Genomic DNA, 24,437 nt, shown 5'->3' with positions numbered 1-24,437 from the left:
AGGCCCCGTCGCATGCAGGTGTCGAGTTTCCCCGCCACCTGTATGGTGCGGGGCCGTGGTTTTCGGGAGTTACACGAAGACGACGGGCCGCACCAGGGCAGTGGTGACGGTGGTGGTGGTAATGGTGGTGGTGGCGACCGGCGCAGTCGAACGGCCCGCGGTGGCGGGGGCGATCAGGCTGGCGTGGGCGGCATCAAGAACCATGGCGTACAGAAAACACTGCGCGCCGGGCGGCTGTCAAGTGCTGCGATGCAAAAAACCATTGCGGCGATCATCGGCCAACGTGCGGGCATTTGGTTGCATCTGAGACCAAGCCGGCATCAGCACGCTTGACGAGCGCATTCAGCCGGCATGTTCGGCGATCGCCCGCGGCGTGCGGTGGGCATGCGCGCACCGCATCACGCCGGACAGCAGCAACACGATGGCCAGCGCCTCCAGCAGCGTCGGCCAGCGCTGCTGCCAGGCGAAGGCATAAAGCAGCGCGAACAAAGTCTCGAACACGATCATCTGGCCGGTCAGGGTCAGTGGCAGCAGGCGGCTGGCGCGGTTCCAGAATGCGTTGCCAAGGATCGAGGCCACCACTGCCACACCGGCGCTGATCGCCCAGAAACCACTCCACTGTGCGGCTGTATGCCCGCCGGTGTGACCGATGAAGGCCATCGGCACCAGCAGCAAGGCCAGGCCGCCGGTCGTCACACCGGTCAGCAGCGACCAGTCGTGGCTGGACAGATCCGGTCGGCGCGCCAGCCAGCGGCTGTTGCCGATCGAGTACAGCGCCCACGAGAACAGCGCCCCAAACGCACACAGCAGGCCGATCAGGCGCTGCCGCCACGGAGTTGCCAGGTGCTCGGACATCAGTGCTTCCCAGCCAACCAGGGCCACGCCGAGCACGCACAGGCCCAGTGCCGGCAGCAGCTGCCTCAGCGGCACCGCCCCCTGCTCGCGCACGCCAACCAGGGTGACCACCACCGGAATCAGGCCGACAATCAAGGACGCCGCCGCGCCACCGGCCCACTGCACCGCCGTGGCCAGCAACAGGAAATACACGAGGTTCCCGGCCAGGCTCAGCCACAGCAGGCCGATCCATTCGGCGCGGCCCAGCCGCGGCGCCAGCCGCCTCCATCGCGGCAGCAGCAGGGCTACGGCGATCAGGCCGTAGACCAGATAGCGACCGGCCGACAGTTGCAGGGCGTTGAACGACTGCAGCACGGCGGGCGCGAGGAAAACCACGCCCCACAGTGCGCCGGCGGCAACGCCATTGGCGATGCCCAGGGCCATCGGGTTGTTGCGCATTCGGGTTCTTCGGGGGAGAGAACGGGCCGCGCAGTGTAAGCGCTGGCCGGTGGGCGCTCTTGACCGAGGCTACTGCCTTGTCACCTCTGTAGGGCCGAGCCCATGCTCGGCTGCGATTCGCCCTTGTGCAGATAAGGGCAGCCGAGCGTGGGCTCGGCTCTACAGATCAGCCGGCGCTCCTGCGCCACGCGGCCGGGGTCTGGCCACACTCGCGGCGCAGCGCACGGGTCAGTGCGCTCTGCTCGGAATAGCCTGCGGCCAGCGCGATATCGCTGATCGGCGCCGTGCTGGTGCGCAACCGATGCTTGGCCCAGCGCAACCGGCACGCACTGAGCCAGGCTTGCGGGCTGAGCCCGAACTCCTGCTGGAACAGCGCGTGCAACCGGCTCTCGCTGACCCCGACGAACGCAGCCATGCGCGCCACCGGCCACGCACGCCCGGGGTCGGCCTGCACCGCCGCACACAGGCCCTGCATGCGCGCGCCACTGCCAGCAGGTGCAAATACCTGCAGCAACTGCGGCAGCAGCGCCGGCATCGGCTGCCCTGCCTGCACCTCGGCCAGGCGCCGACGCAATGCCAGCGGCAGATGCAGCCAGCGCTGCCGGCACAGATGCTCCTGCGTGCCGTCATCGAGCACGCCCGGAGGACAGTCAACGATCACGAACCCATTGGGACCGTCAGCCATCTGGTCATGCGCTTCGCCGGCAGCAACGAAAGCTCCCTGCAGCAGGTCCAGCCGACCGCCGCGCCCCTCCATCTCGAACTGCAGCTCACCCTGCAGCGGCAGCACCCACTGCGCGTAGTCATGGCGGTCCAGGCCAGTGGCCTGCCCGTAGTGCCGCAGATGGAAGATCGCGCCCATCCGTGCAGTGTGCGCGTGTAACAACGGCCGTGCAAACCGCTGCTATAGTCGATCCGTCATCCAACGCAGGGAGTGCAGGACATGACCCATCAGCAGGTGTCCCTGGTGCTCGCCACCAGCCTCGGCCTGATGCTCGCAGCTTCGGCCTCCGCACAGGAGCGTACGCCACCGGCTCCGCACTGCATGGACGCTGTCGGCGTACAGGAAGTGGAGCAGGCTTCACCGCGCTCGATCGCACTGCGCGCCGCCTCCGGCCAGGCCTATCGGATCGACTTCAACGAAGATTGCCCCGGCGTCCGCGGTGCCACCTCGTTGAAACTGGAAGCCCCCGCCGGCTGGGCCTGCGGCCGCCCCAGCGAACGCGTCGTGGTCGACGGCCGCCGATGCGCCATCAGCGCGGTCACCCCGCTGCAGGATCGTGACTACGCCAGTGTCGCCCGCGACAGCGACCGCCTGCGCACGGCCACCCTGCCCGCCGTGACCATCCGCGAACGCAAGGAGGTACGCCGCAGCTTCGGCGGCTCACCGTCCTACTGCTTTGCCACGCGCAACGTGCGCGCCTGGTCCTCCGACCCGCAGGGCATGCTGGTGGAGACCAATCCGCACCGAAATGGTGGCCATCGCTACTACCGGGTCGAACTCGGCAGCCACTGCCGCCAGCTCGACCGCGCGCCGCAGCTGAGCTTCCACTCGGGCCTGCAGAATGGCTTGATCTGCGGCAATCCTGGCGATCGGATCATGGCTGCCGAGTTCGAGACAGACGATCTGCGCAGTGAGAGCATCGCCCCGCTGCCGCAGTACACCCGCGGCAGCTGCGCGATCCAGGCGGTCTACCCGGCCTCCAGCCAGGCGTCGAACTAACCGTCGACGCCGAGGAAGGTGAACGGTGCGCTGGGCACGAAGTGACCCAGTGCATCGCCAGCGAAGGTGTTGCGCTGGTCCGGGCCGAGATCGAGCTTGAGCACCTTGCCGCCGAAATCGACCTTGTTCAGATCGACCCAGAAGGTGTTCGGGGTCAGCGCCGATTCGAAGAAGTACAGCCGCCGCTTGTGGTCAGCCACGGTGCGCCAGCGTGTGGATGAGATGTTCGGCTCGCCCGGCGTGGTGATGCCGTACGGCACCGAGGTGTTGCGGATCACGCTGAACACACTGGCCAGCGCCACCACCGGATCCTCGGCCTTGGGAATGGCGTTGATGTAGAACGAGGCGCGCGCGAAGCGGTCAGCGGAGCGGTTGGTACCCGGCAGCATCACCGTGCCGCCGATCTGCTGCCAGTAACTGTTGAGGGCCAGCTGCTGCTCGAAGATCGGCGAGTTGGTCATCACCTGATAGCGCCGGTCATGGTGTATCACCTGGCGACCGCCGATGTACTCGACGATGGCGCTGTCGCCGCTGGCATCGGACAGTGAAAGATGCAGTGTTGCCTGCCGATCCTCGCCGGGCACCTTGTCGGTGACGATGGAGTACGGCTCACGCTTCAGCGCTGCCACTGCCTCCTCCACCGTAGCGAAGTTGTCCAGCACGTACTGTGCCCACAACGAAATCGCCAGGCCCGGTTTGTTGCCACGCTGCTGTGGATACTCCGACTCGACCAGCCACAGCAGGTTGGCCACCAGGCCCTTTTCGTTCATGCCATCGGTGGTCGACACGTCGTAGCCGGTGGCCACCACCGAACCGTAGCGCGCGGTCCAGGCCAACGACTTCGGGCCGGCCTGACCGGTGCGGGCAATGCCGCGCGGCAGTATGTAGAGGTTGGTCGCCACATCGACCTTCCAGTCCATCGAGCGCGCGGTGATCACATCGCCGTTGTCGCCCAGGTACACCGCACGCGTGCAGGCCAGCGCTGGTGCTGCTGCGGCGGCCAATGCGACCGCAAGCAGTGCCTTTTCCTTCCACTTCATCCGTGCCATGTCGTTGCGCTCCTTTCCCCGTGATCCATGGATATGACCCCATGCAGGGTGACACAGCGGTGAAGCCTCAGCGGACTGCGCGATCGTGCAGCCAGAAACCTGCAAGCATCGCCGGCACGAACCACAGCGCCTCGCGCGATCCCACCGCCAGCCCGGCGATGGCAGGGCCCGGGCAATAGCCTGCCCAGCCCCAGCCGATGCCGAACAACGCCGCGCCCAGCACCAGGCGCAGATCGACACCGCGCGCAGCGGGCAACTGGAAGCGCGTTGCGCAGGACGGACGCGCGCGCCGCAGCACCCAGCGGTGGCCACCCGCGCTGACCAGCAGTGCAGAGGCCAGCACCCAGGCCAAGGTGGGATCGAAATCGCCGGCGATGTCGAGGAAACCGAGGATGCGGCGCGGATCGGTCATGCCGGCCAACGCCAGGCCTGCGCCGAAAAGCGCGCCTGCCGCACCGGCGGCCACCATCGCGCGGCTCATGCCAAGCCTCCGCCGTGACGGATCAGGAACGTGGTCAGCATCGCGCAGGCCATGAACACCAGCACCGCCAGCAGCGACCGCTTTGAGCCGCGGGCCAGGCCGCAGACCCCGTGACCACTGGTGCAGCCATTGCCCAACCGCGTACCGAAGCCGACCAGCAGGCCGGCACCGACCAGCTGCCACGCCGGCAAGGCATCACGCAGCAGGGCGCGGGGCGCTTGCCCTGGCGCGGCCTGCCACCACATCACCAACCCTGCAGCAGCCAGCAGGCCGAGCAGGAACGCCCAACGCCAACCTCGCTCACCTGGCGCGGCACGCACACTGCCAGCAGCGATGCCACTGATGCCGGCCACCCGGCCCGTGGTTGCCAGCAGCACCACCGCCGCCGCACCGATCAACGCGCCCCCCGCCACCGCGGCCCACGGCAGGGTCATGACCTGCCTCCGCCCATACCGTACATTCGCTTGCCTTTTTATTTAGCTTTTTCTAAATTAGCTTTTTCTAAATCCACAGGTCAACCATGGCCCGCCCCCCGCTCGACAGCGCCGCCATGGCCGAGCACGCCTCGCAGGCTGCAGCCCTGCTCAAGAGCCTGGCCCATCCTGCGCGGCTGCGTGTGTTATGCCGCCTGGTCGAAGGTGAGGCGCCGGTGCCGGAACTGCAGGCACTGACCGGACTCAGCGCATCAGCGCTGTCACAGCATCTGGCGGTGCTGCGCGAACTGGACATCGTCGCGACCCGGCGCGAAGCGCAGGCGATCCACTACCGCGTGATTGAAGGGCCCGCACTGGGCGTGCTGCAGGCGCTGCATGCCGCCTACTGCGGCGGCACCTCGCGTTGACGCTCAGCCGGCGTGCAGGACTGGCTGCACGACGTTGTCGAGCAGATCCACCGGCGTCGGCGCGGAACGATCGCCCTGGAGGGCACGGGTAAAACCCGACCAGTCGCTGGATGACAGCTGGCGCAGCAGCGCCTCTTCCACCGGCAACGCGCGCATCGACCAGTACGGAAACTGGCGCTGGCCGAGGCGGCCGCGCGCCAGCTCGATGATGTCGACATGGCTGCCGGCCTGCAGGATGCGCTCATAGACCGAATCGATACCGTCCGGCGGCCCCTCGATGTACTGCAGGAATCGCCCGCCGTCATGCAGCAGCACACCGGTCACGCCCGCCATCTTGTTGAAGCGGGCTGCATCGTCGACCAGCGCCCGCAACCGTTCAGCGGAAAGATCCGGCAGCGCCTGGCTGACATAGGCGATGGCACGCAGTGGCATGGTGCTTCCTTGACAGGATGTACACCCACGGTAGCAGTTGCGGACGAGTCCGTCTCAACACCCGCGGGCGTTTCCTGAAGAATTCAGGTTGCTGCTGCAGGCAGCCCCTCGACGCGCCTTGGCAGCAGGGCTTCGAAGACCACCTGCCCGGCCTCGTTGCGCGCGGCGATACGCCCCCCATGCGCGCGCACGAACTGATCGACGATGTACAGACCCAGCCCCAGGCCCTTGCTCTGGTGGAAGCTGGCCTTGAACGGCTCGAACAACCGCGGCAGCAGCGCGTCGTCGATCCGGCCGGCGTTGCTCACACGCAACAGCACGCTGCGGGGGTCGCGCCCGTCCACCTCCACCCTCGCCTCGCTGCCGTGGGTCAGCGCATTACCGACCAGGTTGGCGGCAACCTGGCCGAGACGGTCCAGATCGCCCTGCAGCCGCGTATCACCGTGCATGTCCAGATGAATCCGGCCTGCCCCATGCGCACTGCCCGCCTCAGCCACCACCGCGCGGGTCACGTCGGCCAGGTCGCAGGCACTGGCCTGCAGGCGCAGGCCACCGCTGCGGATCCGCGAGAAGTCCAGCAACTGCTCGACCATGCGTGCCATGCGCAGGGTGCTGGCCTCCAGGTACTGCAGCGTCTGCTGCGCGCCAGTGTTGTCTTCGGGAAGATCCAGCGCCAGCTTGTCGGCACACAGCAGGATGGCCGACAGCGGCGTGCGCAGGTCGTGGGTCAGTACCGCGGCCATCGTTTCGTTGAGCTTGAGCGCGCGTTCCAGCGCCTCGTTGCGCGCCTTCAGCAGCTGCCGCTGCTGGTACAGCTCGATGAAGACATTGACCTTGCTCAGGATCACCTGTGGCGCCACCGGCTTGTGCAGGAAATCGACCGCGCCGCTCTCGTAGCCCTTGAACACGCGCAGGGGATCATCCGGGGAGGCGGTCAGGAAGATGATCGGCACGTCGCGGCTGCGATGCGAACCGCGCATCAGTTCGGCCAGGGTGAAGCCATCGATCTCCGGCATGTGCACGTCAAGCAGGGCCAATGCCACCTCGTGCTCGAGCAGCAACTCCAGCGCCTGCGCACCCGAGCCGGCCAGCAGCAGGTTGACCCCTTCTCGCTGCAGCAGGGCCTGCATGGCTACCAGGTTCTGCGGCACGTCATCGACGATCAGCAGGTTGACCGGGGTCTGCGGCTGCGCAGGGTCCGGTGGCAACAGGTTCATGCAAACAACTCCTTCAGGCGGCGACACATCAGTTCAAGGGGCAGCACGGCATCGGCGCCGGCATGCTGCAGGGCGGAAGCCGGCATCATCGACGCCTCGGCCTCCTCGGGACATTGCAGCCAGGCACGGCCACCGGCGGCGCGCACCGCAGCCACGCCTTCACTGCCATCGCTGCTGGCACCGGTCAGCAGCAGGGCCAATACCTGCCCGCCGAACACTGCAGCAGCGGAGTCGAACAGTGGATCGATGGCCGGACGGGAAAACAGCACCGGCGCATCCACCGACAACGCCACCGATCCCTCGTCCTCCACCAGCAGGTGGTAATCCGGCGGCGCGAACGTCACCGTGCCCGGCTGCAACGGCTGCTTGTCTTCGGCTTCGCGCACCGGCAACGCGCAGTACGGCGCCAGCACCTCGGCGATGCGGCTGGCACGGTCACGCGGCAGGTGCAGCACGGCCAGTACCGGTACGGGCAGCGTACCCGGCAGTGCACCAAGTACCGCCTGCAAGGCGGCCACGCCACCGGCGGACGCGCCGATCACCAGCACGGCTGGACGCGCCGGCAACGCCATCAGGCCACCTTCCGGTACAGGCGATGCTCGCGCGAACAGACATCGAAGGCGTCATGGTGGCACCCAAACTGCAGCGACTCCTTGCTGCCCAGGCCAAGGAAGCCACGGTGCACCAGCGCTTCGCGGAACAGGCCGACGGCGCGGTCCTGCAGATCGCGGTTGAAATAGATCAGCACGTTGCGGCACGACACCAGGTGCACTTCGGAGAACACGGTATCGGTAGCCAGGCTGTGGTCGGCGAACACCACGTTGCGACGCAGCTGGCGGTCGAACACCGCACCATCGTAGGCGGTGGCGTAGTAGTCGGACAGCGACGCCGTGCCGCCGGCGGCCAGGTAGTTGCGGCTGAACTGGGCCATCCGGTCGATGCCATAGGCGCCCGCCTCGGCGGTGGCCAGCGCGGCCGGATTGATGTCGGTGGCATAGACGATGCTGCGATCAAGCAGGCCCTCTTCGTGCAGCAGGATCGCCAGCGACCACACTTCCTCGCCGGTGCTGCAACCGGCCACCCACAACTTCACCGAGGGATAGGTGCGCAGTACCGGCACCACCTGCTCGCGCAGCTCACGGAAGTACGCAGGGTCACGGAACATCTCCGAGACCTGCACGGTGAAGAACTGCATGGCCTGGGCGAACAGTTCCGGCTCGTGCAGCAGCCGGTACTGCAGGTCGACCAGCCGTTCGCACTCGTAGCGCTGCATCGCCTGGCGCATGCGCCGGCGCAGCGATGACACCGCATAGCTGCGGAAATCGTAGTGGTAACGCTGGTACAGCGCCTCCAGCAGGACCTTCAGTTCCAGGTCGAACAGGGCCTGTTCGTTCATTGCCGCGAGCACCAGACCCGGCACAGCGAGACCAGCTTGTCGACGTCGATGGGCTTGGCGATGTAGTCGTTGGCACCGGCCTGCAGGCAGCGCTCACGATCATCGGGCATTGCCTTGGCAGTCAACGCGATGATCGGCAGGTCCTGCAGGTGACGCTGCGCGCGGATCTCGCGCATCGCGGCCAGGCCATCCTTCTCCGGCATCATGATGTCCATCAGCACCAGGTCGACGTCGCGCTCGGCCAGGCGATCCACCGCTTCCTGGCCGTTGCGCGCGATCTCCAGCGTCACGCCCAGCGGCTCGAGCACGCTGGACAGCGCGAAGATGTTGCGCACGTCATCCTCGGCCAGCAGCACGGTGCGTCCATCGAGCACGGTGTCACGGCGGCGTGCCTCGCGCAGCAGGCGCTGCTGGTCGGTCGGCAGGCTGGCCTCCACGCTGTGCAGGAACAGGGTCACTTCATCCAGCAGGCGCTCGGGCGAGCGCGCGCCCTTGATGATGATGCTCTTGGAGTAGCGGCGCAGGCGCTGCTCTTCCTCGCGGTTGAGCGCACGGCCGGTGTAGACGATCACTGGCGGGAAGCCGACATCATCGTTGCCGGCCATGTGCTCGAGCAGGTCGTAACCACTGCCGTCAGGCAGAGACAGGTCCATCACCATGCAGTCGAAGGTGACCGTGCTCAGCTGCTCCAGCGCACCGGCCAGAGTGCCCACCGCGACAATCTGCAGCTGATCACGGCCCAGCAGCAGTTCCAGGTTGTGGCGCAGCTCACTGTCGTCCTCGACGATCAGCAGACGCCGCACGTCGCGCTGGCTGGTCTGCTCCAGCTGCTCGATGGCCGACACCAGACGCTCGCGCGTGGTCGGCTTGATCGCGAAACCAATCGCGCCCAGCTCGCGCGCCACCTGGCTGCGATCCATCGCCGAGACCACGTGCACCGGGATATGCCGGGTATCGGGGTTGCGCTTCAGGCGCTCCAGTACGCTCAGGCCGGACACGTCCGGCAGGCCGATATCGAGCAGGATGCCGTTCGGGCGCAATTCGCTGGCCAGGGTCAGCGCCTCTTCGGCGGTCCCGGCCACCACGCAGTCAAAGTCCAGTTCATGGGCCAGGGCCACCAGTGCTTCGGCGAACGTGGCGTCGTCCTCAACGGCCAGGATCAAGCGGCCAGCGCGTTGGCGACGACCGCGGTCATCGGCCACGCTGGGCACCGTCGTGGTCGGCGCCACCGCGGCCGCTGCAGGTACCGGCATCGCCGGCACAGTGGCCGTGGCGGGCGCCGCCACGGGCGCCGCAGAGATGTCAGTGGCGTTCGATGCGGGCGCACCCTGCAACGGCAGTTCCAGGATGAAGCAGCTGCCGCGGCCCGGTTCACTGTCGACCTGGATGCTGCCGCCCATGCGCTCGGCCAGATCGCGCGAGATCGACAGCCCCAGGCCGGTGCCACCGTAGCGGCGGCGGGTGCTGCCATCGGCCTGGCGGAACGCCTCGAAGATGACCTGCAACTGCTCGCGAGCAATGCCGATACCGCTGTCGCAGACCTCGAACCGGATGCGGCCCTGGCCGCCCGCACGCACGTGCAGGCTGACCTTTCCATGCTCGGTGAACTTCACCGCATTGGCCAGCAGGTTCTTCAGAATCTGCTGCAGGCGCTGGCTGTCGACCACCAGCTGGCTCGGCGCCAGCGCATCGGCCTCGATCTGCAGGGCCAGGCCCTTCTGCCGCGCCATCGGCTCGAAGGTCTCGCGCAGGCGCTGCAGCACGCTGTCCGTCACCACCACTTCATCGGCCAGCTCGACGTGGCCGGCCTCGATGCGCGACAGGTCCAGGATGTCATTGATCAGCGACAGCAGGTCGTTGTTGGACGACAGGATCGCGCGCGCATACTTCACCTGTTCTTCGGTGAGCGTGCCGTCCTTGTTGTCGGCCAGCAGCTTGGCCAGGATCAGCGAGCTGTTCAGCGGCGTACGCAGTTCATGCGACATGTTGGCCAGGAACTCGGACTTGTAGCGCGAGGTGGCGGCCAGTTCGTTGCTGTTGCGCACCAGCTGGCTCTGCGCGACCAGCAGCGCCTGCTTCTGCGCCTCCAGCTCGTGGGTGCGCTCTTCCAGCTGGACGTTGCTCTGTTCCAGCTCGGCCTGCTGTTCTTCCAGATGGCTCTGCGACTGCAGCAGGCTGCGGCTCTGCTCTTCCAGTTCCTCATTGGCCACGCGCAGCTCTTCCTGCTGGGCCTGCAGCTCCTCGCCCTGGCGCTGGGATTCCTCCAGCAGCACCACCAACTGTGCACGCAGCAGTGATGCGCGCAGCGCCATGCCGATGGTCTCTGCACAGCGCTCCAGCAGCTCGACATCGAGTCGATCCTGTTCGCCGGCGCGGGTGCGTCCCAGTTCAACGATGCCCACGACCGCACCATCGCTGCTGATCGGCGCCAGGATGCGCTCGCGCACCGGCAAGCGCCCCAGGCTGGTCTGCAGCTCAAGCACCGAATCGTCACCCCCGTGCAGGTGGCGGATGCGTTCGTCCCGCGCCACCTGCCCGGCCACGCCCTCCTGCAATGCCAGCGACGCCGGCATGCCGGACGGCAATGCCAGGCCACCGGTCAGCTGCAGTCGCCCCCCTTCCAGGCGGTAGACGGCGGCGACATCCGCCTGTAGCTGGGCCCCCAGGCTGGTTGCCGCGGCCTCGGCGATCTGCTCGGGACCGAGGTCGCCGCGTAGGCTCATCGCCACCGCGTTTTCGGCCTCCTGCAGCCACAACGCCCGCATTGCATCCCGGCGTGCCTGGATCGCGCGGGAAACGATCAGCGCGATCATCAGGAACGCACAGCCGCCGATGCTTCGGTTGACCAGCGAGAACGCCGAATTCGAGCTGGCCGGGGCGATGTTGAACCCGATGACCAGCAGGACGCAGGCGAGCACAGCCACGATGAACGGCGCGCGTGCACTACGCTGGAACACCGTGACGCCCACCGCCAGGAAATAGGCGAGCCAGACGGCATAGCCCAGTGGAACCACCAGCTCCAGGGCGATGGTCGCCCCCAGCAGCACGGCGGAGGTCATCCAGATCCAGCGGTCACGCGTGGTCGCACCAGGACGCATGCAGGTCGGTTCCAGCAAATAAAGGTGGGAGATGGTACCCCGTGTCGTATTCAGCCGCACAGTACGAATGGCACGTGCCATGCCTCTACACACTCTTCACACTGCACTGCCTAGCTTCACGTCCCTCCCAGGGGTAATGCTCATTTCCACGTGGACGCTGCCGCCTCTACGACGTCCGTGCTGACGGACACTTCCCGCCAACTGCGACTGCTGATCGACAGCGTGCGCGACCATGCGCTGTACCTGCTTGATCCTGATGGCATGGTCTGCAGCTGGAACCCGGGCGCGGAGCGCATCAAGGGCTATTCAGCCGATGAAGTGATAGGCACGCACTTTGGCCGTTTCTATCTGGCTGCCGATCGTGAGGCAGGTGAACCGCAGCGCCTGCTCCGCCATGCAGCTCAACATGGCCACGTTGCCAGTGAAGGGTGGCGGGTACGTCGCGATGGCTCCTCGTTCCGTGCCAGCGTGGTCATCGAGCCGGTCGTCGAGGCAGGCGAGCTGCTCGGCTTCGTCAAGATCACCCGCGACATCACCGAGCAGTGGCAGGCACAACGACTGCTGCGCGACGCCCAGCGTGCGCTGCGCAACACCCAGCAGTTCGAAACCGTCGGCCGCCTCAGCCGCGGCCTTTCACACGAATTCAACAACCTGCTGACCACCATCGGCAACGCGCTGGACCTGCTCTCACTGCGTGTAAGCGGTGACGATGCGCGTGCCGCCGAGCTGCTGGATGCTGCACAGGCAGCCACCGACCGCGGCGCGCTGTTGACCCGCCAGTTGCTGGCGTTCAGCACCGGCCAGACGCTGATCCGCGAGCCACTGGACATCAATGCCCTGGTACTGCAAGGGCTGCCGGACCTGCAACGCGCCTGCCCGCCCACGGTGACGCTGGATGCCCATCTCACCCCCGGCCTGCCGCAGGTGAGCACCGATGCGATGCAGCTGCAGACCGCCCTGGCAAACCTGGTGGCCAATGCCGTGGAGGCCACCGCCGATGGCGGCCGCATCCTGATCGGCACCGCACTGGAACATCGCCTCGACCCGGATGCGGACACCACGCTGCAACGCGGCTATGTCACCCTCAGCGTCTGCGACGAAGGCCACGGCATGGCCGCCGACATCGCCGAGCGGGCCAGCGAGCCCTTCTTCACCACCAAGGACATCGGCAAGGGCAGCGGCCTGGGCCTGAGCCAGGTGTTCGGATTCACTACCCAGAGCGGCGGCTTCGTCGATGTGTCCACCACCCCCGGTGTCGGCACCACGGTCAGCCTGCTACTCCCCGCAACAGAGGATGCAACCGATGACCGATGAACCGATCCGCGTACTGATGGTGGAGGACCAGACCGATCTGCGTGAGATGATCGGGCTGGCGCTGCGCGACCTTGGCATCGATGTGGCCACGACCGCCGACGCGCATGAGGCCGCCGCCCTGCTGAAGGGCGAAGCACGTTTCGACGTGGTGTTCAGCGACGTCAGCATGCCCAACGGCATGTCCGGCATCGAGCTGAGCGAGCATGTGGCGCGCGAGCAACCGCAGGCTCGGATGATCCTGTCGTCCGGTTATGCGCGCTCGCAGCTGCCGCCGCTGCCGGAACAGGTGGAGTTCCTGCCCAAGCCGTATCGGCTGCGCCAGCTGGTGCAGCTGCTGAAGCAGGCGTAAGCCACGGCGCCCCGGCCGCAAGCCCCTGCGGTCAATCCTTCATCGCCCCCCGCTGGAACGACGCGAGCAGCGTGGAGGCCGCCGCGGCCGGCGCCAGCCGACCACGTGCGAGTGACCAGGTGATGCCGTAGAAACACGTCCAGTAGAAGTCCGCGAGCCACACTGCGGTGAAACCGACGTTGAACTCTCCGGCCGCCTGACCACGCAGGAAAAAGGCCTCGAAGCGCTCGCCGATCGGCGCCCAGCGCTCCGGCAGCAGATGCAGGTCGCCTTGGCGCTGCTGCTCTTCCATCATCCGCGCGAACAGCAGCGTCACCAGTTCCCAGTCCGCCAGCAGCGTGGCGGTGACCTGCTCCAGCACGTGGCGTGCATCACCGCCCTCGTCGAACCAGACCGCCGCCGCTTCCAGACGCTCGAAGCCTGCGGCGAACAGTGCTTCGTCTATCGCTTCACGTGTTGGTGCAAACCGATACAGCGTGGCCCGGCTGATGCCTGCCCCCTGCGCCAGTTCGCTGAGCGTGCAGCGCGGATGGCTGACCAGGGTGGCTGCCAGGGCGTGGTGCAGGTCGCGGCGGGTGCGTGCTGCGGCAGGTCGCATGAAAGCGCTGAGGTGTGGGTTCACCCTCACGCTAGCATGAATCATCAATTAATAAACTGAATCACGGATGATTCATCCGAATCACCAATGCGCTAAAACGGGTGTGCGTCCGGTGCACCCGGGTCGGTGCGCGACAGGGAACGCGTCACAGGCATCGAAGGAGACAACGCCATGCTGCATCCACTACGCGATATCGCTGTACTGTTCGACGCCAGCGACACCGGGAACCGCGTTCTCAACATCGCCGCCCATCTGGCGCAGGCGCAGCAGGCGCATCTGGTCGCAGTCTCCACCGCCCAGCATCCCACCGACATCGCCAACGGCTTCGCGCGCGGCGCCGGCATCGCCGCCGCGCTCGACCATGAGGCGCGCGCGGATGCCGCCTGCACCGCACAGCTGATGCAGAACCTGCGTGCCGTGTCCGAGCCGCTGCAGATCAGCACCGAACTGCGCATCGTCTCGGACTATCTGGGCGGCGCCGACCTGGCCCTGCAGTCGCTGTACTGCGACCTGATCATCGCCGGCTATCCGCGCACGCCCGGCGCCCCTTCTGGCTGGCACCCGCTGGGCACGCTGCGCCAGACCGGCGTGCCGATGCTGTTGGTGCCGCCGCATTGGCAAGGCGATCAGGTAGGCCATCGCATTGTGGTGGCCTGGAATGCCAGCAAGCAGGCACGTCGCGCGGTGGCCGATGCGCTGCCCCTGCTCGCACGTGCACAAGCGGTGCACCTGCTGATGGTCGACACGCCCAAGGCCGAGGCCACACCCGGCACAGAGATGGCCCAGCATCTATCGCGGCATGGCGTTGAAGTGGAGATCCAGACGATCAGCTCGAGCCAGGGCGGCGTTGCCGCAGCCATCCGCCAGCACGTACTCGATGCCGACGCAGACCTGCTGGTGCTGGGCCCTTACAGCCGCAGCCGGGTGGTCGAGCGCGTGCTCGGCGGAGTCACCGAGGATCTGCTCGCCGAAGTACCGGCGCCGCTGTTCGTATCACATTAGTGCCACCCTGCCCCGCCCGGCGGTAGCCAGTCAGCGATTGACCGGTATGCCGCCGGAAGTAGCGACTCAGGTAGGACGCATCCTCGAAACACAGGCGCTCGGCGATGCGACCGATCGGCAATTCGCTGTAGGTGAGCAGTGCCTTGATCTCCAGCACCACCTGACGGTCGATCAACGCCTTCGGCGTCTCGTCGAAGCACTCGCGGGTCAGCTGCGAAAGATAGAACGGGGTGATGCACAGCGCCTCGGCGTAGGACTGCACGTCACGTTGGCGCGTGCTGCGCTGCCCGACCAGCTCCCAGAAGCTCCAGGCCAGGCGCTCGCGTCGGCTGACCTGCGCGGGCGCCCGCTTCTGCTTCGGCAGCAACGTGGCCATCTTCAGGAAGAAACTCTGCAGCAGATTGCGCAGCATCACGTGGCGATGCCGTCCACCGTTGTGCTGCGCGTCCATCATCAGCTGCAACCATCCCTGCAGCAACGGCACATCCAACGGTGATGGCCGGCAGTGCGGCTGTTCGTGCAGGAACTGGAACAGCGCATTGGGCAACACATAGGCCACCTCCGATGCCAGCGCTTTGGGCATCAGGCAGACCATCGCCAGGAAGCCGCGCGAGCGATGCCGCAGCAGCGCCAGCGTGTCCTCTGCCAGCACCAGCACATCATGACGCTGCACCGCAACTTCACGAAAATTCAGTGCAAAGCGCGCGCGCCCCGAGACGCATACCAGTACCGCCAGATAGGCGTGACCGAACGACAACGGGACGCCCTGCCCTTCGGCCAGCGTACTGACCTCCAGCCGCATGGATTCGTCCTGGTCCAGAAGCTGGGGTACGCGGTCCATGGGCCGATCCGGCGGTATTCCGGGCCCCAGCATACCCGGGCTCGACCATCAGTTGTGAAAAGTACCGAAACCATCAAGGTCCCACTCTGGGCCGGCCGCGCCTGGCGACCTAGCCTGTGCGCTCACTTTGTCTCCTTGGAATCGACATGCAGCTGCACACCGAACGCTTGATCCTTCGCCCCTGGCGAGACACCGACGCCGCCGATCTGTACGAGTACGCCCGCGACCCGCGCGTGGGTCCGATCGCCGGTTGGCCGGTGCACACCAGTGTCGAGGAAAGTACCGAAATCATCCGCACCGTCTTCAACCAGCCGGAGGTCTACGCTCTGCAGAACCGCGAAGACGGCCGCGCCATCGGCTGTGTCGGCATCCTGATCGGCGCTGACAGCAACTTCGAGATCAGCGACCGCGAAGGCGAGATCGCCTACTGGATCGGCGTACCGTACTGGGGCCGCGGGCTGGTCCCCGAAGCGGTGCGCGAAGTGATGCGGCATGCATTCCTGCAGCTGGAGCTGGAAGCGCTGTGGTGCGGTTACTTCGCTGATAACCTGCAATCGCTCACCGCGCAGAGCAAATGCGGTTTCCAGCATCACCATACCGAATTGAACAAGTTCAACAGCTTCCTTGGCGACTACCGTACCGAGCACATCAGCCGCATCACCCGGGAGCAATGGTGTGCCCTGCAGGCCGCCACACCGGCTTGAACAGGATTCAGCCCGACGTGCGCTGCATGAACAGAAGTTCCGGCGTTGAGGACGCTTCAACCTGCTGGAAACCGAGATCGCGGTACAGGGCCACGGCGGCCGTGTTGTCACGATAGACGCGCAGAGTGAGGCGTTGGATACCGCTTTCGCGCAGCGCCTGTGCACTCAAGGACTGAACGAGCAGCCGGCCAAGGCCGCGCCCGCGTGCCAGTGGGGAAATAATGATGCGACCCAGGTGCGCCGTGTCGGTTGCGGTCATCCAGTACTGGCCGAATCCAACACAAACACCCTGCTCGTCCAGCAGCGCCCAGCCCGGGCGCACCTCGAGCTCAAGCACCTGCGCGAACCGCTCCGGCGGTAGTGGAAACGGCACACCCGGGCCTGCCCAGCGCTGGGTGGCCCCGGCGGATTCGGGCCAGCTGGCGACGGTGGCGTAGTTCGAAGGCTGGACGGGGCGAAGGTTCGGTTCCATGACATTCATGGTGCGCCATTTGCACCGGATAGACACGCTGCATGGCCGCACTTGAGTTTTGTCATAGGACAATAAACAATTCCAGACGTCCAGTCGTCACGCCCCAGGCGCGGTGGCACCCAGCCCATTCCAGTTCCGGGAGATCCCATGTTCAATGGCCTCAGCGCGTTTCCCCTGACCCCGCTCTCTGAAGCCGGCATCATCGGTGCACTGCGTACCCGCGATGTGCTGGCACTGGCGCTGGATGCGGAGGATGCGGGTGCTGCTGGCCTGCTGCTAGCCCCGGTGTCCTACCAGCCCCTGAAGGATCATGAGGTGCAAGCGCTGTTCGAAACCGTATGCGCAGCGGTGCGCACACCGATCTGCGTCTACGACAATCCGGGCACCACGCATTTCCGCTTCACCGATGCGCTGCATGGCCGGATCGCCGCACTGCCCAACATCGCCTCGATCAAGATCCCGCGCCTTGCTGATGATCCGGTTGAGGTGGCCGCGCGCGTTGCTCCACTCCGTCCGTGCGTTCCTGCGCATGTGACGCTGGGCGTCAGTGGTGACGCCTCGGCGGTGCGTGGACTGCTGGCGGGGTGCGATGGCTGGTATTCGGTGACAGCAGGGTTGTTCCCTGAGGTTGCGCTGCAGATCGTGCGGGCCGTGGGAAACAGCGATGCCGAGGGTGCCATTGCCCTCTCGGCACGACTGGCGCCGCTGTGGTCGTTGTATGACCGGTTTGGCGGGATTCGCGTCATGGCCTGCGCGGCGGCCCTGCTGGGGCTGTGCGGCGAGAACTGCCTGCCGCTGCCGTTGCAGGGGCTGCGCGGTGGTGAGCGCGAGGAGGTGGCGACGGTGCTGGGCGGGCTGGGGTTGCTATAGAACTCCAGCCAGCGACTGCAATGCAGCAGTGCCGAATGGTGACCCCGGCCCGATTCGAACGGGCGACCTTATCCTGGTAGGCGGCCATGATCTGGGCGGTTTAACACATGGCGGCTATCTGACCACGGTGCCGTTCTGGGGACGTGATGGAGGCCTACCGCGTCAGCCGCACGGTGAACGCGCCCCGGAACAACCGCGAAGATCTGTTGCTGCAGATCACCTGGGATTCGCGACACCAAGATGCGAATTGTTCTCTGTAAGGCCCGCGAAAGCCCGGGACCATACCTTTGCCCCTTCGCAGTACAACACAAGCAGCAGAACGCTGTTCGCGCATCAGTCTTTGCATGGGGGCAACGTGGCGAGCTTGAGTTGGTTCGACGGAATGGTCCTCGGCTTTTTGCTTGGCGTCGCTGCAAGCGCAATTGCCGCATTCCTCGCCCTCCGCGACAGAAGCCGGGATGAATGACCACAGTAGTGCAAGCTGCGGGCCGCCTGAAATGAGCGGAGGTCCACACCATCAGCGCAGCGAACTTCCGCGCAGCGCCTGCATTCCGCACCTGTGGGAGCAACTGGCGCTTCAAGACAATCTGCAAGCTGGCCAAATGCCGCAAGCCATTGACTTATGGTGACCCCGGCCCGATTCGAACGGGCGACCTTCCCCTTAGGAGGGGGACGCTCTATCCAGCTGAGCTACGGGGCCACTGGCAGCGGCACAGGATACCGCGTCCAGCTGAATGGACCAAGCACTGGGCGTTCTGCAGGACGCCCAGCATCAGTATTCTGTGGGCATCTACCCGCTGCACTTATACCGTCGCCGCATGATGACCTTCTGGGAGAGCCTGTCTGCACTCGGCGACAGCCGCGCCTTGTTTCCGCTTGCCACTGTACTCGCCTTGTTCCTGCCAACCTCTAACCGCCACCTGCTGTGGCGCTGGGCCGTGGCCATCACTGTGGTCGCCGCGACCACTCTGGCCAGCAAGATCGCCTTCATGGGCTGGGGTTTCGGGTTGGAGCATCTGGATTTCACCGGCATCTCCGGGCATGCCGCCATGTCCAGCGTGCTCTATCCCGTGACCTTATGGCTGCTGGCCAGCGGCCGCAGCCGACACTTGCGGGCCTGGGCCGTCGCTGGCGCGGGGCTTGCAGTCGCGATCGGATACTCTCGACTGCCTTTGCGGGCCCATTCCCCCTCCGAGATCATCATAGGACTCAGCCTCGGCCTGGCTGCGTCGGCTTGGGTGCTGCGTCACGGACAGACGCTGGGCAACATCCTGGCGGTGCATGGCCGCGCCGCGTTGCTGACCATTGCCGCCGCCATGACCACGCCGATATTGCTCGCAGATTTACACACTCATGACCTCGTGAAGGCCGCTGCGAAGACACTGTCCGGCCGCACGCAGGCATTCGAGCGCCAGAATCTACGCGGCAATTCGTCGCCAGACAGAAGCCATCATTAGACACGAAGTTTTCACAAATCTTGACAGCAAGGGTTCATCCGCAGAATATGTGAAAGGAATTTCCCCTGACGGAGCAGGCCTCCCATGTTCAAGAAGACGATCGCAGTTGTGGCACTGGCGGCCCTGTCCGCCTCCCCGATGATGAGTTTCGCGCAGGAAGCGCAGGCTACGGCCGGCACGGAGGCTACTGCGGCTGAAGTTGCCGGCGCAGAAGCTGCTGGCGTCTCGACCGCTGCAGTCGTGGGCACCACCGTAATCGGCGTGGCCGCCGCTGCCGTTGCCTACAGCATCGGCGGCGACAGCACGAGCGGCAGCAATGACGGCGGCAGCGGCACTGATCCGGGCGGCCCGGGTCCGGGCGGCCCTGGTACGGGTGGCACCGGCGGTACGGGCGGCACCGGCGGTACGGGCGGCACCGGCGGCTGATCAGCGCACCGCGTACCACTCAGGCCCTCGCCGGGCGCGGCCCGGCGGGGGTTTTTTATGCCTGCCAGACTCTCATTCCCATGAATAACATCACCCCTCGCCTTCTTGCCGCTGCGTTGACCGCACTGGCACTGTCCAGCTGTGCGCTTGCGCCGGGACAGCACCTGCGCCGCAGCGACGTCGCCGTTGACCGCAAGAGCGGCGATGGTCAGCTGGAAATCGTCACCATCACGCCGAAGCTGATCGCGCAGGAAAACGCCGCGCGTACGCAGAATTCACTGCCGGCTGCATTGTTCGATTACCAGCCTGCACCGTACACGGTCGGCGCCGGCGACATTCTCTATGTCACCGTATGGGATCACCCGGAACTGACCGTGCCGGCCGGTCCCCAGCAGCAAGGCGCTCTGGCAGGGCGCCTTGTGCAGAGTGACGGCACGATGTTCTACCCATACATCGGCAAGGTCACAGCTTCAGGCAAGACGCCGATGCAGCTCCGCGAGGAGATCAGCACCCGCCTGGCCAAGTACGTGGAATCGCCCCAAGTGGACGTATCCGTCCTCACCTATGGCAGCCAGCGGGTCTGGGTGACAGGCGCTGCCCAGCGATCCTCACCGATTGCTCTGGGCACCTCGCCGCTGACGCTGGCGGATGCGATCAGCCAGTCCGGACTGGACAACCAGCAGGCCGACTTGTCCGGCATCCAGCTCAGCCGGGAAGGCACCACTTACACGATCAATCTGGAAACCCTGGCCCGCGAGTTTGGCGGCCGCCAATTGCTCCTCAAGGATGGCGACTCCATCTTCGTCCCTTATCTGGATCGCAAAGAGATCTTCGTGGTGGGCGAAGTCAATCAGCCTGGCGCCTACAGCTTCCGTACGGGCGATGTCTCGCTGAACCAGGCACTGGGCCGTGCTCGCGGCCTGCTTCAACAGACCGCAAACGGCAACGCCGTGTATGTCATCCGCGGCAGCACGGACCTGCAGCAGGAGCCGTCGATGGTCTATCAGCTGGAGGCGCGCTCGCCGACCGCATTTGCTGCCGGCAGCCAGTTCCATCTGCAGCCGGGCGACGTGGTATTTGTCGGCGCAGCCGGCGTCAGCCGTTGGAACCGCTTCGTAAATCAGCTGCTGCCCTTCACCAATATCCTGTACAACGCGGCGCGTACCGGAACCGAAATCAAGGACAACTGACATGGCTCGCATGGATGCGGCTTGCCACTGCCCAGCACATCGGGCCCATGGCGCGGTGTTGATGGTCATCGTCGCCGCCCTGCTGCTCACCGGGTGCACCACCGGCAGCCGTTCCACAGTGGACACCTTCCGGCTGATCACCCATCGCCCGGCACAGGCGACCGCAGAAGGCGTGGCCAACAACCGCTTCCCACAGATGCAGGTAGAAACTCCTGACCTCACCGCAGTGGCGGTGTTGGGCTACATCGATGGAGGCCGCCAGCAGTGGTTCGCAGGCTCACATGCGGTGTTCGAAATGGACGCTCACGGCCTGCTGCTGGGTGGCAGCGGCCTGGGGCAGCAATGGCGTGCGCGTATCGATGGCCCTTCGCCGTTCGACGACCTGCGTACAGTGACCGCGCCCGTTACGGTGCAACGCCACTATGACTGGGTTCCCGCCTACCAGGTCGACGTCGCCGTGACCGGCACACTGAGCAGGGGCGCACTGGAGCAGGTAGACATACTGGGTTCGCGTCGAACCCTGCAGCGGTTCGACGAGCGGCTACAGGGCGGCGGAATGAGTGGCCGCAATGTCTACTGGGCAGATCCGGTCACGGGCTTCATCTGGAAAAGCCAACAACATCTGGCACCCGGCCGCGTCGCAGAACTGACCCAGCTCAAACCCTATCGCACGGCCAAGGATTGAGCCATGACGTTCAGATTTCTCAACCCGGCAATCCTTGCCGCGCTGCTTGCTGCCAGTGGCGTCCAGGCCGCGCAGATACATATTGAAGGTGCCGTCGAAGCAGCCGGGGAGTACGAGCTGAGCGCTGGCGCCCGTCTGGCCGATGGGCTACTGCTAGCCCGCCCAAACACCGACGCCTACCTACTGGGGACAAGCCTCGAACGCCCACATGCCCTGCAGGCCCAAGTGCGGCTGCGCGCGGGGCTGCAGTATGGCGTCGGGCAGCTGGCAGAGTCTGCCGACGCACAGGTAGTGACGCTAGCGCAGGCATTGCAGACCTGGCTGGAGACACATCCGGCCACCGGCCGGACGCCCATCGCCGGACCCGCACGACTGATCCAGGTCCAGCCCGCGAACAACCCGATACTAGCCACAGGCGATAGGCTGCGGTTCCCACTGCAGCCACGCACGATCACCGTCATGGGCGCAGTGGAGCAGGAATGCGAGCTGCCGCACGTCCCGCAGCGCGATGCGCGCGACTATATGGGTGACTGTCATCCCAGTCCTCTTGCTGACCGCAACGATATTTACGTGATCCAACCCGACGGGCGAATCCAGCAGCTGGGTATCGGCCTGTGGAACCGCGCAGATCCCCAGGCCGTCGCGCCTGGAGGTACGGTCTTCGTGCCCGTACGTGCGTCCCTCATCAAGCATATCGACCCGCTGTTCAACAGCGATTTCGCCACGTTCATCGCCACCCAGCCCATCAACCCGTGATGACCCAGTCCTGCCTGCGCGCGCACCCGGTGCGCCCCGCCCGTTTCGCACTGAGCGCGCTCGCCTTGTCGCTGTCCTGCGCACTGCATGCACAGGAGGCACCGCCACCCACTGCCAACGAATGGGGCGGGATCGGCCTGTTGCAGACACCTACCGCGCGCATGGCAAGCGACGGAGACCTGAGCTTTACGGCGTCATACAACGCTCCGTACGCCCGCTATAACCTGACCATGCAGCCATTTCCATGGCTGGAGGCATCATTCCGCTACATTAATGTCAATAACTTACTGTACGGGCCCAGCGTTGCAGGCGATCAGCATTACAAGGACAAGTCGATCGACTTCAAACTGCGCCTGTGGCAGGAATCACGCCTGCTGCCGGAGCTGGCCTTTGGCGTGCGCGATCTGGGTGGCACTGGATTCTTTTCCAGCGAATACCTGGTTGCCAACAAGAATTTCGGTCCGATCGATGCGTCGATCGGACTTGCCACCGGCTACATTGGCAACCGCGGCGACTTCTCCAATCCACTCGGCGCTATCGATGATCGCTTCAAGAACCGCCGCTCCATTGCCAACAGTGACATCACCCAGTCCGGCAAGTTCGGCCTGAGCAACATGTTCAAGGGACCAGTTGGCGTTTTTGGCGGCATCACCTACCAGACGCCGATGGATGAGCTGCTGCTCAAAGTCGAATACGACGGCAACGACTACCGCCGCGAACCCCGCAACAACAACCTGCGCCAGCGCACGCCCGTCAACGTGGGCCTGGTCTATGTGCCAAACCGCAATGTAGAGCTGACTGCAGCCTGGGAGCGCGGCGACGCGGCGATGTTCTCGCTCACCCTGCGTGGCAACCCGGGCAATGCGCCTGCTGCACCGAAGCCGTTCGACCCGCCACCGCCGCGACTGCTGCCCGAGACGGCCGCCGTCGATCAGCGCGCATCAGTTGCCAACAGCGACGCTTCTGGTGCCGCACCTGGCACCAGCACCGATTGGGCAGCGATCAGCACCGAGCTGCAGCGCAATGCCGGCTTCCGTGTCGAACGCATTTCGCGCCGCGGCGACGAACTGTATGTCGACGGTTACCAGACCCGCTACCTGCATGCCGCCAAGGGCCTGGGACGCGCCACGCGCATTCTTGCCAACGCGACCGGCGATGACTACAACTGGTTCACCCTGCGTACCACCCGCGTGGGCATGCCGATTGCCGATCTGTCGATCAACCGCGAAGCGTTCGCGGGATACCTGGATGGCACCGTCAGCGAAGACATACTGCGGCGGAGCACGGAACTGCAGGCGCCCGACGCGCGCGCGCGCGAAACGCTTTACACACCCAAGCGCAACCCGTTCGGCGGCGGCTTCAACATCGGCTACCGGCAGAACCTTGGCGGCCCCGATGGCTTCATTCTGTACCAGGTCGCAGCCAACTATACGGGCAGCCTGTTCCTGCGCGACAACATCTGGCTGACCGGCACCATCAGTGCCGATGTCACCAACAACTACCACAAGTTCAAGTACAACGCCCCAAGCCGCCTGCCGCGTGTACGTACCGACATCCGCCAGTACCTGACCACCTCCGACATCATGCTGCCCAACCTGCAGGCCAACATCGCCGGGCGGCTGGCACCGGACTTGTATGGCATCGCCTACGCAGGCTACCTGGAGTGGATGTATGCTGGCGTCGGCGGCGAACTGCTGTATCGCCCAAGCGGCGAGCGCTGGGCGGTTGGCGCAAATCTCAACCGGGTGCAACAGCGCGACTATGACCAGCACTGGGGCCTTCGTGACTACCGCGTCACCACCGGCCACGCCACGTTCTATTACGCCCTCGACGCCCGTGAACGCATCATCGGCTCGCTATCGGTCGGCCAGTATCTGGCCGGCGACAAGGGCGCCACTCTGGACCTGGCCCGCGTATTCGACAACGGCGTGACAATGGGCGCGTATGCGACCAAGACCAATGTCTCGGCGCGCGACTTCGGTGAAGGCAGCTTCGACAAGGGTATCTACTTCAGCATTCCGCTCGATGGATTCCTGCCACGCTCCACGCGTGGCCGTGCGGCCTTCAATTGGAACCCACTGATCCGCGATGGTGGCGCCATGCTCGGCCGCAAGTACGGCCTGTACGGCATGACCGGTGATCGCGACGAGCGCTTCTTCTACGACAATCTGCGTAACGTCGGGGAATGACAAAAGCCGGGAGCCTGACGGCTCCCGGCCATTCGTCTGCAGCGCAACTTCAAA

27 protein-coding genes and 1 tRNA gene are annotated in these 24,437 nt (G+C 65.5%); 14 read left to right on the top strand and 14 right to left on the bottom strand.

Translation table 11 applies throughout. From position 1 onward, the window contains the following. Positions 1-12: 12 nt before the first annotated feature. Positions 13-333 carry a hypothetical protein gene (locus AC5QAH_RS11815; RefSeq protein ID WP_162489810.1) on the top strand — a complete coding sequence of 107 codons (321 nt, stop codon included), beginning with the start codon at positions 13-15 and terminating at the stop codon, positions 331-333. Positions 334-342: 9 nt separating this feature from the next. On the opposite strand, the gene AC5QAH_RS11810 is transcribed toward AC5QAH_RS11815, so the two are convergent. After that, positions 343-1,293: an EamA family transporter gene (locus tag AC5QAH_RS11810; protein WP_049453138.1), complete on the bottom strand. Its 951-nt coding sequence runs from the start codon at positions 1,291-1,293 to the stop codon at positions 343-345. 166 nt (positions 1,294-1,459) lie between these two features. Then, positions 1,460-2,155 (bottom strand): helix-turn-helix transcriptional regulator, encoded by a 696-nt coding sequence (locus AC5QAH_RS11805; protein ID WP_010482600.1) that lies wholly within the window; start codon positions 2,153-2,155, stop codon positions 1,460-1,462. Between the two features lie 81 nt (positions 2,156-2,236). Between AC5QAH_RS11805 and AC5QAH_RS11800 the strand changes: the two genes are divergently transcribed. Further along, entirely contained in the window at positions 2,237-3,016 is a 780-nt protein-coding gene (locus AC5QAH_RS11800) for a DUF6491 family protein (protein WP_099560677.1), read from the top strand. On the opposite strand, the gene AC5QAH_RS11795 is transcribed toward AC5QAH_RS11800, so the two are convergent. From AC5QAH_RS11795 to AC5QAH_RS11785, 3 genes are all read right to left on the bottom strand, one after another. Further along, positions 3,013-4,065, bottom strand: a complete 1,053-nt coding sequence (locus tag AC5QAH_RS11795; RefSeq protein ID WP_019338492.1) for a linear amide C-N hydrolase — start codon at positions 4,063-4,065, stop codon at positions 3,013-3,015. The genes AC5QAH_RS11800 and AC5QAH_RS11795 overlap by 4 nt on opposite strands. 67 nt (positions 4,066-4,132) lie before the next feature. After that, a complete protein-coding gene (locus tag AC5QAH_RS11790; RefSeq protein WP_049453142.1) occupies positions 4,133-4,546 on the bottom strand; it encodes a DUF6691 family protein in 414 nt (137 codons plus the stop codon). Next, positions 4,543-4,980 (bottom strand): YeeE/YedE family protein, encoded by a 438-nt coding sequence (locus AC5QAH_RS11785; RefSeq protein WP_049483264.1) that lies wholly within the window; start codon positions 4,978-4,980, stop codon positions 4,543-4,545. Before AC5QAH_RS11785 ends, AC5QAH_RS11790 begins: the two co-directional genes overlap by 4 nt. A gap of 86 nt (positions 4,981-5,066) precedes the next feature. Here AC5QAH_RS11785 and AC5QAH_RS11780 point away from each other — a divergent pair, with 86 nt between their 5' ends. Next, entirely contained in the window at positions 5,067-5,387 is a 321-nt protein-coding gene (locus tag AC5QAH_RS11780; protein WP_019338489.1) for an ArsR/SmtB family transcription factor, read from the top strand. A 3-nt stretch (positions 5,388-5,390) separates the two neighbouring features. Here AC5QAH_RS11780 and AC5QAH_RS11775 read toward each other — a convergent pair whose 3' ends face one another. The 5 genes from AC5QAH_RS11775 to AC5QAH_RS11755 form a co-directional block, all read right to left on the bottom strand. Beyond that, complete coding sequence (locus AC5QAH_RS11775) at positions 5,391-5,819, bottom strand: BLUF domain-containing protein (RefSeq protein WP_010482608.1); 429 nt, start codon at positions 5,817-5,819, stop codon at positions 5,391-5,393. A gap of 83 nt (positions 5,820-5,902) precedes the next feature. Next, entirely contained in the window at positions 5,903-7,036 is a 1,134-nt protein-coding gene (locus AC5QAH_RS11770; RefSeq protein ID WP_010482609.1) for a hybrid sensor histidine kinase/response regulator, read from the bottom strand. Then, positions 7,033-7,608 (bottom strand): chemotaxis protein CheB, encoded by a 576-nt coding sequence (locus AC5QAH_RS11765; protein WP_049449145.1) that lies wholly within the window; start codon positions 7,606-7,608, stop codon positions 7,033-7,035. Before AC5QAH_RS11765 ends, AC5QAH_RS11770 begins: the two co-directional genes overlap by 4 nt. Further along, positions 7,608-8,432, bottom strand: coding sequence for a CheR family methyltransferase (locus tag AC5QAH_RS11760; RefSeq protein ID WP_010482611.1), 825 nt, complete (start codon positions 8,430-8,432; stop codon positions 7,608-7,610). Before AC5QAH_RS11760 ends, AC5QAH_RS11765 begins: the two co-directional genes overlap by 1 nt. Further along, positions 8,429-11,530, bottom strand: coding sequence for a response regulator (locus tag AC5QAH_RS11755; RefSeq protein ID WP_049453146.1), 3,102 nt, complete (start codon positions 11,528-11,530; stop codon positions 8,429-8,431). The genes AC5QAH_RS11760 and AC5QAH_RS11755 overlap by 4 nt, the downstream gene beginning before the upstream one ends. 150 nt (positions 11,531-11,680) lie before the next feature. Between AC5QAH_RS11755 and AC5QAH_RS11750 the strand changes: the two genes are divergently transcribed. Further along, entirely contained in the window at positions 11,681-12,844 is a 1,164-nt protein-coding gene (locus tag AC5QAH_RS11750) for a two-component system sensor histidine kinase NtrB (protein WP_425531760.1), read from the top strand. Then, on the top strand, positions 12,834-13,193 hold the full coding sequence (locus tag AC5QAH_RS11745; protein ID WP_049453150.1) for a response regulator: 360 nt from the start codon (positions 12,834-12,836) through the stop codon (positions 13,191-13,193). Before AC5QAH_RS11750 ends, AC5QAH_RS11745 begins: the two co-directional genes overlap by 11 nt. 31 nt (positions 13,194-13,224) lie before the next feature. Here the strand turns inward: AC5QAH_RS11745 and AC5QAH_RS11740 are convergent, their stop codons facing one another. Then, positions 13,225-13,791, bottom strand: a complete 567-nt coding sequence (locus AC5QAH_RS11740; protein WP_049453152.1) for a TetR/AcrR family transcriptional regulator — start codon at positions 13,789-13,791, stop codon at positions 13,225-13,227. Positions 13,792-13,962: 171 nt separating this feature from the next. Here AC5QAH_RS11740 and AC5QAH_RS11735 point away from each other — a divergent pair, with 171 nt between their 5' ends. Continuing rightward, positions 13,963-14,793, top strand: a complete 831-nt coding sequence (locus tag AC5QAH_RS11735) for a universal stress protein (RefSeq protein WP_019338486.1) — start codon at positions 13,963-13,965, stop codon at positions 14,791-14,793. Here the strand turns inward: AC5QAH_RS11735 and AC5QAH_RS11730 are convergent. Then, complete coding sequence (locus AC5QAH_RS11730) at positions 14,741-15,634, bottom strand: helix-turn-helix domain-containing protein (protein WP_049453154.1); 894 nt, start codon at positions 15,632-15,634, stop codon at positions 14,741-14,743. The two genes, AC5QAH_RS11735 and AC5QAH_RS11730, sit on opposite strands and share 53 nt — an antisense overlap. Positions 15,635-15,780: 146 nt before the next feature. On the opposite strand from AC5QAH_RS11730, the gene AC5QAH_RS11725 reads away from it, so the two are divergent. Then, positions 15,781-16,338, top strand: a complete 558-nt coding sequence (locus AC5QAH_RS11725; protein WP_049453157.1) for a GNAT family N-acetyltransferase — start codon at positions 15,781-15,783, stop codon at positions 16,336-16,338. Positions 16,339-16,345: 7 nt separating this feature from the next. Here the strand turns inward: AC5QAH_RS11725 and AC5QAH_RS11720 are convergent, their stop codons facing one another. Continuing rightward, positions 16,346-16,810, bottom strand: a complete 465-nt coding sequence (locus AC5QAH_RS11720; protein WP_313310729.1) for a GNAT family N-acetyltransferase — start codon at positions 16,808-16,810, stop codon at positions 16,346-16,348. A 147-nt stretch (positions 16,811-16,957) separates the two neighbouring features. On the opposite strand from AC5QAH_RS11720, the gene AC5QAH_RS11715 reads away from it, so the two are divergent. Continuing rightward, positions 16,958-17,680 carry a dihydrodipicolinate synthase family protein gene (locus AC5QAH_RS11715; RefSeq protein WP_049453160.1) on the top strand — a complete coding sequence of 241 codons (723 nt, stop codon included), beginning with the start codon at positions 16,958-16,960 and terminating at the stop codon, positions 17,678-17,680. Between the two features lie 623 nt (positions 17,681-18,303). Here AC5QAH_RS11715 and AC5QAH_RS11710 read toward each other — a convergent pair. Continuing rightward, a tRNA-Arg gene (locus tag AC5QAH_RS11710) sits at positions 18,304-18,380 on the bottom strand. A 34-nt stretch (positions 18,381-18,414) separates the two neighbouring features. On the opposite strand from AC5QAH_RS11710, the gene AC5QAH_RS11705 reads away from it, so the two are divergent. The 6 genes from AC5QAH_RS11705 (at position 18,415) to AC5QAH_RS11680 (ending at position 24,383) form a co-directional block, all read left to right on the top strand. Next, entirely contained in the window at positions 18,415-19,137 is a 723-nt protein-coding gene (locus AC5QAH_RS11705) for a phosphatase PAP2 family protein (RefSeq protein WP_239682750.1), read from the top strand. Positions 19,138-19,221: 84 nt separating this feature from the next. Next, on the top strand, positions 19,222-19,563 hold the full coding sequence (locus tag AC5QAH_RS11700; protein ID WP_057503544.1) for a hypothetical protein: 342 nt from the start codon (positions 19,222-19,224) through the stop codon (positions 19,561-19,563). Positions 19,564-19,643: 80 nt separating this feature from the next. Continuing rightward, a complete protein-coding gene (locus tag AC5QAH_RS11695; protein ID WP_049436285.1) occupies positions 19,644-20,753 on the top strand; it encodes a polysaccharide biosynthesis/export family protein in 1,110 nt (369 codons plus the stop codon). A 61-nt stretch (positions 20,754-20,814) separates the two neighbouring features. Continuing rightward, positions 20,815-21,438, top strand: coding sequence for a YjbF family lipoprotein (locus tag AC5QAH_RS11690; RefSeq protein ID WP_049453162.1), 624 nt, complete (start codon positions 20,815-20,817; stop codon positions 21,436-21,438). 3 nt (positions 21,439-21,441) lie between these two features. Then, positions 21,442-22,194 (top strand): capsule biosynthesis GfcC family protein, encoded by a 753-nt coding sequence (locus tag AC5QAH_RS11685; protein WP_049453163.1) that lies wholly within the window; start codon positions 21,442-21,444, stop codon positions 22,192-22,194. Further along, the gene (locus AC5QAH_RS11680; RefSeq protein ID WP_049453165.1) at positions 22,194-24,383 is read left to right on the top strand and encodes a YjbH domain-containing protein; all 2,190 of its coding nucleotides are present in this window, start codon (positions 22,194-22,196) and stop codon (positions 24,381-24,383) included. The genes AC5QAH_RS11685 and AC5QAH_RS11680 overlap by 1 nt, the downstream gene beginning before the upstream one ends. The last annotated feature ends 54 nt before the right edge of the window (positions 24,384-24,437 follow it).

It is taken from the genome of Stenotrophomonas sp. YJH_SMC_43 (assembly GCF_059372535.1).
This window is presented reverse-complemented; position numbering and strand designations above follow the sequence as displayed.

What these genes read in the sequence shown, in the direction of transcription:
- AC5QAH_RS11815 (WP_162489810.1), top strand. Translation starts at nt 13, where the DNA reads ATGCAGGTGTCGAGTTTCCCCGCCACCTGTATGGTGCGGGGCCGTGGT.
- AC5QAH_RS11810 (WP_049453138.1), bottom strand. Translation starts at nt 1,293, where the DNA reads ATGCGCAACAACCCGATGGCCCTGGGCATCGCCAATGGCGTTGCCGCC.
- AC5QAH_RS11805 (WP_010482600.1), bottom strand. Translation starts at nt 2,155, where the DNA reads ATGGGCGCGATCTTCCATCTGCGGCACTACGGGCAGGCCACTGGCCTG.
- AC5QAH_RS11800 (WP_099560677.1), top strand. Translation starts at nt 2,237, where the DNA reads ATGACCCATCAGCAGGTGTCCCTGGTGCTCGCCACCAGCCTCGGCCTG.
- AC5QAH_RS11795 (WP_019338492.1), bottom strand. Translation starts at nt 4,065, where the DNA reads ATGGCACGGATGAAGTGGAAGGAAAAGGCACTGCTTGCGGTCGCATTG.
- AC5QAH_RS11790 (WP_049453142.1), bottom strand. Translation starts at nt 4,546, where the DNA reads ATGAGCCGCGCGATGGTGGCCGCCGGTGCGGCAGGCGCGCTTTTCGGC.
- AC5QAH_RS11785 (WP_049483264.1), bottom strand. Translation starts at nt 4,980, where the DNA reads ATGACCCTGCCGTGGGCCGCGGTGGCGGGGGGCGCGTTGATCGGTGCG.
- AC5QAH_RS11780 (WP_019338489.1), top strand. Translation starts at nt 5,067, where the DNA reads ATGGCCCGCCCCCCGCTCGACAGCGCCGCCATGGCCGAGCACGCCTCG.
- AC5QAH_RS11775 (WP_010482608.1), bottom strand. Translation starts at nt 5,819, where the DNA reads ATGCCACTGCGTGCCATCGCCTATGTCAGCCAGGCGCTGCCGGATCTT.
- AC5QAH_RS11770 (WP_010482609.1), bottom strand. Translation starts at nt 7,036, where the DNA reads ATGAACCTGTTGCCACCGGACCCTGCGCAGCCGCAGACCCCGGTCAAC.
- AC5QAH_RS11765 (WP_049449145.1), bottom strand. Translation starts at nt 7,608, where the DNA reads ATGGCGTTGCCGGCGCGTCCAGCCGTGCTGGTGATCGGCGCGTCCGCC.
- AC5QAH_RS11760 (WP_010482611.1), bottom strand. Translation starts at nt 8,432, where the DNA reads ATGAACGAACAGGCCCTGTTCGACCTGGAACTGAAGGTCCTGCTGGAG.
- AC5QAH_RS11755 (WP_049453146.1), bottom strand. Translation starts at nt 11,530, where the DNA reads ATGCGTCCTGGTGCGACCACGCGTGACCGCTGGATCTGGATGACCTCC.
- AC5QAH_RS11745 (WP_049453150.1), top strand. Translation starts at nt 12,834, where the DNA reads ATGACCGATGAACCGATCCGCGTACTGATGGTGGAGGACCAGACCGAT.
- AC5QAH_RS11740 (WP_049453152.1), bottom strand. Translation starts at nt 13,791, where the DNA reads ATGCGACCTGCCGCAGCACGCACCCGCCGCGACCTGCACCACGCCCTG.
- AC5QAH_RS11735 (WP_019338486.1), top strand. Translation starts at nt 13,963, where the DNA reads ATGCTGCATCCACTACGCGATATCGCTGTACTGTTCGACGCCAGCGAC.
- AC5QAH_RS11730 (WP_049453154.1), bottom strand. Translation starts at nt 15,634, where the DNA reads ATGGACCGCGTACCCCAGCTTCTGGACCAGGACGAATCCATGCGGCTG.
- AC5QAH_RS11725 (WP_049453157.1), top strand. Translation starts at nt 15,781, where the DNA reads ATGCAGCTGCACACCGAACGCTTGATCCTTCGCCCCTGGCGAGACACC.
- AC5QAH_RS11720 (WP_313310729.1), bottom strand. Translation starts at nt 16,810, where the DNA reads ATGGAACCGAACCTTCGCCCCGTCCAGCCTTCGAACTACGCCACCGTC.
- AC5QAH_RS11715 (WP_049453160.1), top strand. Translation starts at nt 16,958, where the DNA reads ATGTTCAATGGCCTCAGCGCGTTTCCCCTGACCCCGCTCTCTGAAGCC.
- AC5QAH_RS11705 (WP_239682750.1), top strand. Translation starts at nt 18,415, where the DNA reads ATGGACCAAGCACTGGGCGTTCTGCAGGACGCCCAGCATCAGTATTCT.
- AC5QAH_RS11700 (WP_057503544.1), top strand. Translation starts at nt 19,222, where the DNA reads ATGTTCAAGAAGACGATCGCAGTTGTGGCACTGGCGGCCCTGTCCGCC.
- AC5QAH_RS11695 (WP_049436285.1), top strand. Translation starts at nt 19,644, where the DNA reads ATGAATAACATCACCCCTCGCCTTCTTGCCGCTGCGTTGACCGCACTG.
- AC5QAH_RS11690 (WP_049453162.1), top strand. Translation starts at nt 20,815, where the DNA reads ATGGTCATCGTCGCCGCCCTGCTGCTCACCGGGTGCACCACCGGCAGC.
- AC5QAH_RS11685 (WP_049453163.1), top strand. Translation starts at nt 21,442, where the DNA reads ATGACGTTCAGATTTCTCAACCCGGCAATCCTTGCCGCGCTGCTTGCT.
- AC5QAH_RS11680 (WP_049453165.1), top strand. Translation starts at nt 22,194, where the DNA reads ATGACCCAGTCCTGCCTGCGCGCGCACCCGGTGCGCCCCGCCCGTTTC.